6 protein-coding genes and 1 tRNA gene are annotated in these 7,703 nt (G+C 67.0%); 6 read left to right on the top strand and 1 reads right to left on the bottom strand.

The genetic code is table 11. From position 1 onward, the window contains the following. The first annotated feature begins 95 nt into the window (after positions 1-95). The gene (locus AC5Y4D_RS01530) at positions 96-611 is read left to right on the top strand and encodes a helix-turn-helix domain-containing protein (RefSeq protein WP_500036165.1); all 516 of its coding nucleotides are present in this window, start codon (positions 96-98) and stop codon (positions 609-611) included. A 48-nt stretch (positions 612-659) separates the two neighbouring features. Here the strand turns inward: AC5Y4D_RS01530 and AC5Y4D_RS01525 are convergent. Continuing rightward, positions 660-742: transfer RNA gene (locus AC5Y4D_RS01525), tRNA-Leu, on the bottom strand. Between the two features lie 201 nt (positions 743-943). On the opposite strand from AC5Y4D_RS01525, the gene AC5Y4D_RS01520 reads away from it, so the two are divergent. The 5 genes from AC5Y4D_RS01520 to pbpA all read left to right on the top strand — a co-directional run bounded on the left by AC5Y4D_RS01520 (position 944) and on the right by pbpA (position 7,695). Then, complete coding sequence (locus AC5Y4D_RS01520) at positions 944-2,650, top strand: FHA domain-containing protein (protein WP_499942977.1); 1,707 nt, start codon at positions 944-946, stop codon at positions 2,648-2,650. Between the two features lie 126 nt (positions 2,651-2,776). Next, complete coding sequence (locus tag AC5Y4D_RS01515) at positions 2,777-3,244, top strand: FHA domain-containing protein FhaB/FipA (RefSeq protein WP_499942979.1); 468 nt, start codon at positions 2,777-2,779, stop codon at positions 3,242-3,244. 52 nt (positions 3,245-3,296) lie between these two features. Beyond that, positions 3,297-4,811, top strand: coding sequence for a PP2C family protein-serine/threonine phosphatase (locus AC5Y4D_RS01510; protein ID WP_500036172.1), 1,515 nt, complete (start codon positions 3,297-3,299; stop codon positions 4,809-4,811). Then, positions 4,808-6,220 carry an FtsW/RodA/SpoVE family cell cycle protein gene (locus AC5Y4D_RS01505; protein ID WP_499942981.1) on the top strand — a complete coding sequence of 471 codons (1,413 nt, stop codon included), beginning with the start codon at positions 4,808-4,810 and terminating at the stop codon, positions 6,218-6,220. The genes AC5Y4D_RS01510 and AC5Y4D_RS01505 overlap by 4 nt, the downstream gene beginning before the upstream one ends. Continuing rightward, positions 6,217-7,695, top strand: coding sequence for a D,D-transpeptidase PbpA (pbpA, locus tag AC5Y4D_RS01500; RefSeq protein WP_500036164.1), 1,479 nt, complete (start codon positions 6,217-6,219; stop codon positions 7,693-7,695). Before AC5Y4D_RS01505 ends, pbpA begins: the two co-directional genes overlap by 4 nt. Positions 7,696-7,703 lie beyond the last annotated feature (8 nt).

The following is a 7,703-nucleotide window of genomic DNA, read 5'->3' as shown; positions in this document are numbered from 1 at the left end:
GGTGAGTTCACGATATAGGTGACAGATGAGTCGCGTCATGGGTGACACCTGGGCAGACGCTTGATGAGTCGCGTCATAGGTGACAGTCATGGCTCATGTCCAAAGCACGAGTGGTCGTACTCGAAGTCCTCAGCGGACGCCTGTCAGTCACGGATGCCACCTGCTGTTACGGGATCTCTCGGCAACACATTTACCGTTTTCTCCAGCGCTATCACGACGGGGGCCTGGACGCAGTCGAGCCCCGCTCGCGCCGGCCCGCCAGCAACCCCCGTGCGATCGGTGACGACGTCACCGCCGCGATTGTGTTACTGCGCGAACAACTCACCGCCGACGGTCTTGACGCCGGCCCCGTCACGTTGCAAGGACACCTGGCCCGAAAAGGACTACCTGTTCCGTCTACCTCGACCATCCGCCGCGTCCTGCGCAACCACGGGCTGATTACCCCACAGCCGCGCAAGCGGCCCCGCAGTTCCTACAAGCGCTTTGCCGCCGAACAACCCAACGAATGCTGGCAATCGGACTTCACCCACTGGCCCCTGGCCATCGACCCCGACACCAACTACCGGCCCAACCAACAGAAAAACCCCGGCCGATGGCCGGGGAATCTGTAACCCATCACGCGACTCATCTGTAACCGATGACGCGACTCATCACAACTGTGGGCGAAGGGGGACTTGAACCCCCACGTCCCGAAGGACACTGGCACCTGAAGCCAGCGCGTCTGCCATTCCGCCACTCGCCCGAAACAACCGGAGGACCATATCACTGTAGTGGCCCTGCACCCCAACCGCTGCGCCCAGGTCTCCGGTCGGTATCGATGTAACCCTCGCGACGCGCACCGTGACCGCCGCGTCGCGGTATCGGCGATACGATGACGAAACGCGGCCGAGTCGTTTGCCCTCCGCCGAGAATTCCTGGGACCTAGTGAAGCGAGCGCGCAACGATGGGTAGCCAACGAGGGCTGGTTCAGCGCATCGAGCGCAAACTCGAGGCGACAGTCGGTGACGCGTTTGCCCGAGTGTTCGGCGGCTCGATCGTCCCGCAAGAGGTGGAAGCGATGCTTCGGCGCGAGGCCGCCGACGGCGTCCGCTCGCTGCAGGGAAATCGCCTTTTGGCACCCAACGAATACATCATTACCCTCAGTGTGCACGACTCGGAGAAGTTGGACGCCGATCCGGAACTCACGTCGAGCGCTTTTGCTCGGTACTTGGCTGACTTCATCCAAGAACAGGGGTGGCAAACGTATGGTGATGTGGTCGTACGGTTCGAGCATTCCTCGAGCCTGCATACAGGCCAGTTCCGCGCCCGCGGCACTGTCAACCCCGACGTCGAGCCCCGCCCGACAGCTACCGATTCCGCCCGGCCACAATCAAATCATGCGTTTGGCGCAGAACCAGGAGTACGACCGATGACTGACAATCCAAGCTACCGCGGTCAGGGGCAGGGGCGGGACGAGTACTACGACGACCGCTACGGGCGTCCGCAGGAGGACCCGCGCGGCGGCTACCCGCAGGATCAGGGCGGTTACCCGCCCCAGCAGGGCTACCCGCCGCAGGGTGGCTACGGCCAGCAGGGCGGCTACGGCGACCAGGGCGGCTACGGCCAACAGGGCGGGTACGGCCAGCAGGGCGGCTACGGCGACCAAGGTGGGTACGGCCAGCAGGGCGGCTACGGCCAGCAGGGTGGCTATGGCGACCAGGGCGGGTACGGCCAGCAAGGTGGCTACGGCGACCAAGGCGGCTACGGCCAGCAAGGTGGCTACGGCGACCAGGGCGGCTACGGACAACAGGGCGGCTACGGCGACCAGGGGCAGAGCGGGTACGCGCCGACCCACGAAGCTCCGCCGCCCGCCCCACCCGGCGGCGGCTACGGCCAGCAGGGTGGTTACGGCCAGGACCAGGGCTATCAGCAAGGCGGTTACGGCCAACCGCAGGGCGGCGGCTACGGAGAATACGGCGACTACGGCCGCGAGCCGGCTCGCCAGGACGCCGGCTACGGCGCTCCGAGCGCGCCGCAGGCCCCGCCCGAACCGCAGCGCTCGGCGTACCCCGACCAGGGCGGCGGTTATCAGGATCAGGGCTACCAGCAGGGCGGTGGCTACGGCCGTCAGGACTACGACCCGAGTGCGTACACCCAGTACGCAGAGGCTTCGCCCGCGGCGGGCGGCTACGCCCCGCAGCAGGGCGGCTACGGCGACCAGGGCGGTTACGGCGACCAGGGTGGCTACGGCGACCAGGGTGGCTACGGCGACCAAGGTGGCTACGGCCAGCAGCAGAGTTCCGACTACGGTCAGCCGCCGGCTCCCGACTACGGGCAGGGCGGCGGATACGGCGGCTACGGGCAGGGCGGCTACGGCTCGGTGGCGACGCAGGTCACCCTGCAGCTCGACGACGGCAGTGGTCGCACCTATCAGCTGCGCGACGGTTCCAACATCGTCGGCCGTGGTCAGGACGCCCAGTTCCGGTTGCCCGACACCGGAGTGTCGCGTCGGCACCTGGAGATCCGTTGGGACGGCCAGGTTGCGTTGCTGTCTGACCTGAACTCCACCAACGGCACCACCGTCAACAACGCACCGGTACAGGAGTGGCAATTGGCTGACGGCGACGTGATCCGACTAGGTCATTCCGAGATCATCGTCCGCATCCACTGAGCCCACCGGCGCAAAAGCTGTCGAGCCTCTCGCCGCGTCGACCAGCGTCCCAGTATCGTGACTTTGCCGAGGTGCTCGTCAGCACGGGCGCGAGGTGGGCAGCGCCGGGACGGAAAGGACCGCCAGATGCAGGGTTTGGTACTGCAACTGACGCGTGCCGGGTTTTTGATGCTGTTGTGGCTGTTCATCTGGTCGGTATTGCGGATCCTGCGCACGGACATCTATGCGCCCACGGGCGCGGTCATGGTCCGCCGCGGGCTGGCTTTGCGGGGCAGCTTGCTGTCGTCGCGGCAGCGCCGGGACTCCGCGCGGTATCTGGTGGTGACCGAGGGCGCACTGACCGGCGCCCGGATCACGCTCAGCGGGCAGCCGGTGTTGATCGGGCGCGCGGACGACTCCACGTTGGTGTTGACTGACGATTACGCATCGACTCGGCATGCCAGGCTGTCTCAGCGCGGTTCGGAATGGTATGTGGAAGATCTAGGTTCGACGAACGGCACTTACCTTGACAGGGCGAAGGTGACGACTGCGGTACGAGTTCCCATAGGTACGCCGGTTCGGATCGGCAAAACGGCGATCGAGCTGCGCCCGTGACCCGCGCTTACGCCGCTGATGCCGGCGCGGCCGGGATCAGGGGGTGGCGCTCGTGACCCTGGTGCTGCGCTATGCCGCCCGCAGCGATCGCGGGCTGGTACGCGCCAACAACGAGGACTCGGTCTATGCGGGCGCGCGCCTGCTGGCCCTGGCCGACGGCATGGGTGGTCACGCCGCCGGCGAGGTCGCCTCGCAACTGGTGATCGGCGCGCTGGCCCACCTCGACGACGACGAACCTGGTGGCGACCTGCTGGCCAAGCTCGACGCCGCGGTGCGCGAAGGCAATTCCGCCATCGCCGCGCAGGTCGAGATGGAACCCGACCTCGAAGGTATGGGGACCACCCTGACTGCGATCCTGTTCGCGGGTGACCGCCTCGGGCTGGCACACATCGGCGACTCACGCGGCTACCTGTTCCGCGACGGCGAATTGACCCAGATCACCAAGGACGACACGTTCGTGCAGACCCTGGTCGACGAGGGTCGCATCACCGCCGAGGAGGCGCACAGCCACCCGCAGCGGTCGTTGATCATGCGGGCGTTGACCGGTCACGAGGTCGAGCCGACGCTGACGATGCGCGAAGCGCGCGCCGGCGACCGTTACCTGCTGTGCTCGGACGGGCTGTCCGACCCGGTCAGCAACGAGACCATCGCCGAGGCCCTGCAGATCGCCGACGTCGCCGAGAGCGCCTATCGGCTGATCGAACTGGCGCTGCGCGGTGGCGGACCGGACAACGTCACCGTCGTGGTCGCCGACGTCGTCGACGACGAGTTCGGCCAGACCCAGCCGATCTTGGCCGGGGCGGTGTCCGGCGACAGCGACGAGGACCAGCTGACCCTGCCGAACACGGCGGCCGGCCGGGCATCGGCGATCAGGCCGCGCAAAGAAGTCGCCAAACGTGTTGCGCCGCAAGCAGAACCGCCGAAGAAGCCGCGCTGGCCGCGGCGCCGCATCTTCCTGGTGGGCACGATCGCGTTACTGGTGCTGCTGGTCGGCCTGTTCGTCGGACGCTCGATCATCCGCAGCTACTACTACGTCGCCGCCGACAACGGCACGGTCGCGATCATGCAGGGCGTGCAGGGGTTGTTGACCGAGACCTACAAGTTGGCCTGCGTGAATAACCGAAATGAACTGACCGAGGTCAACCCCGGCAGCAAACCGTCAGACTGTCAGCTGCTCAAGCTGAACGACCTGCGCCCGGCCTCACGGGCGCAGGCCGAGGCCGGGATGCCGTCCGGAACGCAGAACGACGCCAGCAATCAGTTGCGCAAATTGGTCACCGAAGGCCTGCTACCGCTGTGCCCGCCGCAGCGCCCAACCTCCTCGACCGAGCCATCGGCACCGTCGACCCGCAGCAGTGGAACCCCCCAATCCAGCCCGGCCCCCACCCCGGGATCCGAGACCCCGACGACGACGTCCACCACCACGTCCAGCACGAGCCCGTCGACGACCCAGACCTCCCCGCCGACCGAGACCAGCAGTACACCGCCGCCACCTGCCCCGACGGCATCGACCGAAACACCTCAACCCGGACTGACACCAGGCGTGGACTGCCGGGCCGCGGCATGACCACGACGGAACTACCCGCACCGGTTGCGGTGACTCCTCCGCTGCCGACCCGGCGCAACTCGGAGCTGTTGCTGCTGATCTTCGCCACGGTGATCACGGTGGCCGCGCTGCTGATCGTCGAGGCGAATCAAGAGCGAGGGCTGCACTGGGACCTGCTCAGCTACGGGCTGGGGTTTCTGACGCTGTTCATCTTCGCGCACCTGGCTGTCCGGCGCTTCGCCCCGTTCACCGATCCACTGCTGTTACCGGTGGTCGCGCTGCTCAACGGTCTGGGCCTGGTGATGATCCATCGGCTCGACCTGGTCGACAAGGAAGTCGGGCGCCACGGTCACCCCAGCGCCAACCAGCAGATGCTGTGGACCCTGGTCGGGGTGGTGTCGTTCGCGCTGGTCGTCACCTTTCTCAAGGACCATCGCCAGCTCGCCCGCTACGGCTACGTCTGTGGTTTGAGCGGTCTGGTGTTCCTGGTCATACCCGCGTTGCTGCCCAGGTCGCTGTCCGAGCAGAACGGCGCCAAGATCTGGATCCGGCTGCCCGGCTTCTCGATCCAGCCGGCCGAATTCTCCAAGATCCTGCTGCTGATCTTCTTCGCGGCGGTCCTGGTGGCCAAACGCAGTCTGTTCACCAGCGCCGGCAAACACCTGATGGGCATGACCCTGCCGCGTCCCCGTGACCTCGCTCCGCTGCTGGCCGCGTGGGTGATCTCGGTGGGCGTGATGGTCTTCGAAAAAGATCTGGGCACGTCGCTGCTGCTGTACTCGTCGTTTCTCGTGGTGGTCTATCTGGCCACGCAACGGTTCAGCTGGGTGGTGCTGGGGCTGGTGCTGTTCGCCGGGGGCAGCGTCATCGCGTACTACTCGTTCGACCATGTGCGGGTGCGGGTCCAGACCTGGCTGGATCCGTTCGCCGATCCCGACGGCAACGGCTATCAGATGGTGCAGGCACTGTTCAGCTTCGCCACCGGGGGCGTCTTCGGCACCGGCCTGGGTAACGGTCAGCCCGACACCGTACCGGCGGCGTCCACCGACTTCATCATCGCCGCCTTCGGCGAGGAATTGGGTCTGGTCGGCCTGGCCAGCATCCTGATGCTCTACACGATCGTCATCATCCGCGGCATGCGCACCGCGATCGCCACCCGCGACAGCTTCGGCAAGCTGCTGGCCGCGGGTCTGGCCTCGACGTTGGCCATCCAGCTGTTCATCGTCGTCGGCGGGGTCACCAAACTGATCCCGCTCACCGGGCTGACCACGCCGTGGATGTCTTACGGCGGGTCGTCACTGTTGGCCAATTACGTGCTGCTGGCGATCCTGGCCCGCATCTCCGACGGTGCCCGGCGCCCGCTGCGCACCCGTCCGCGCCAGAAGTCACCGATCGCGGCGGCCAGCACCGAGGTGATCGAGCGCGTATGAACACCTCGCTGCGCCGGATCTCGGTGACCGTGATGGCGCTGATCGTGTTGCTGCTGCTCAACGCCACGATAACGCAGGTTTTCACCGCCGACGGGCTGCGCGCCGACCCACGCAACCAGCGCGTCCTGCTCGACGAGTACTCCCGCCAGCGCGGTCAGATCATCGCCGGCGGCCAACTGCTGGCCTACTCGGTGGCCACCGACAGCCGGTTCCGCTTCCTGCGGGTCTATCCCAACCCCGCGGTCTACGCCCCGGTCACCGGGTTCTATTCGCTGCGCTATTCCAGCGCCGGGCTGGAACGGGCCGAGGACCTGTTGCTCAACGGCTCCGACGAGCGCCTGTTCGGCCGTCGCCTGGCGGACTTCTTCACCGGCCGCGACCCGCGCGGCGGCAACGTGGACACGACCATCAACCCGCGCGTTCAGCAGGCCGGTTGGGACGCGATGCAGGAGGGTTGCGGAGGGCCGCCGTGCAAGGGTGCCGTCGTCGCCCTGGAACCCTCGACCGGCAAGATCCTGGCGTTGGTGTCGTCGCCGTCGTATGACCCCAACCTGCTGGCTTCGCACAACCCCGACATCCAGGCACAGACCTGGCAGCGCCTTCGGGACAGCCCGGACAACCCGCTGATCAACCGGGCGATTTCGGAGACCTACCCGCCCGGCTCCACGTTCAAGGTGATCACCACCGCCGCGGCGCTGGCTGCCGGCACCAACGAGAACGCGCAGCTGACCGCGGCGGCGAGCATCCCGCTGCCCAACAGCACCGCCACGCTGGAGAACTACGGCGGCACCCCGTGCGACGACGGTCAAACGGTGTCGCTCAGCGAAGCCTTCGCCAAGTCGTGCAATACCGCCTTCGTCCAACTCGGGCTGCTCGCCGGCGCCGACGCGCTGCGCAACATGGCCAGAGCGTTCGGCCTCGATGAGACGCCGAGTCCGATACCGCTGCAGGTGGCCGAGTCCACCATCGGCGCGATACCGGACCGCGCCGCGCTGGGAATGACGAGTATCGGGCAGAAGGACGTAGCGCTCACCCCGCTGCAGAACGCCGAGGTGGCGGCGGCCATCGCCAACGGCGGCATCTTGATGCGGCCCTACCTGGTGGAGAGCCTCAAAGGCCCCGATCTGGCCAACATCAGCACCAGCGCTCCGTACCAGCAGCAGCGCGCGGTGTCGCCGCAGGTCGCCGCTAAGCTAGCAGAGTTGATGGTCGGCGCCGAGAAAGTCGCACAGCAGAAAGGGGCCATTCCCGGCGTGCAGATCGCATCCAAGACGGGCACCGCGGAGCACGGCGCCGACCCGCGGCACACGCCGCCGCACGCGTGGTACATCGCCTTCGCACCCGCGCAGGCCCCCAAGATCGCGGTGGCGGTGCTGGTGGAGAACGGAGCCGATCGACTCTCGGCGACCGGTGGCGCGTTGGCCGCGCCGATCGGGCGGGCAGTGATCGAGGCCGCGTTGCAGGGGGGGCCATGAATCCGGAG

The sequence above is a fragment of the Mycobacterium sp. NGS67 genome (genome assembly GCF_059812185.1).
The sequence above is the reverse complement of the archived record's forward strand: the minus strand, read 5'-3'. Positions and strand labels throughout refer to the sequence as shown.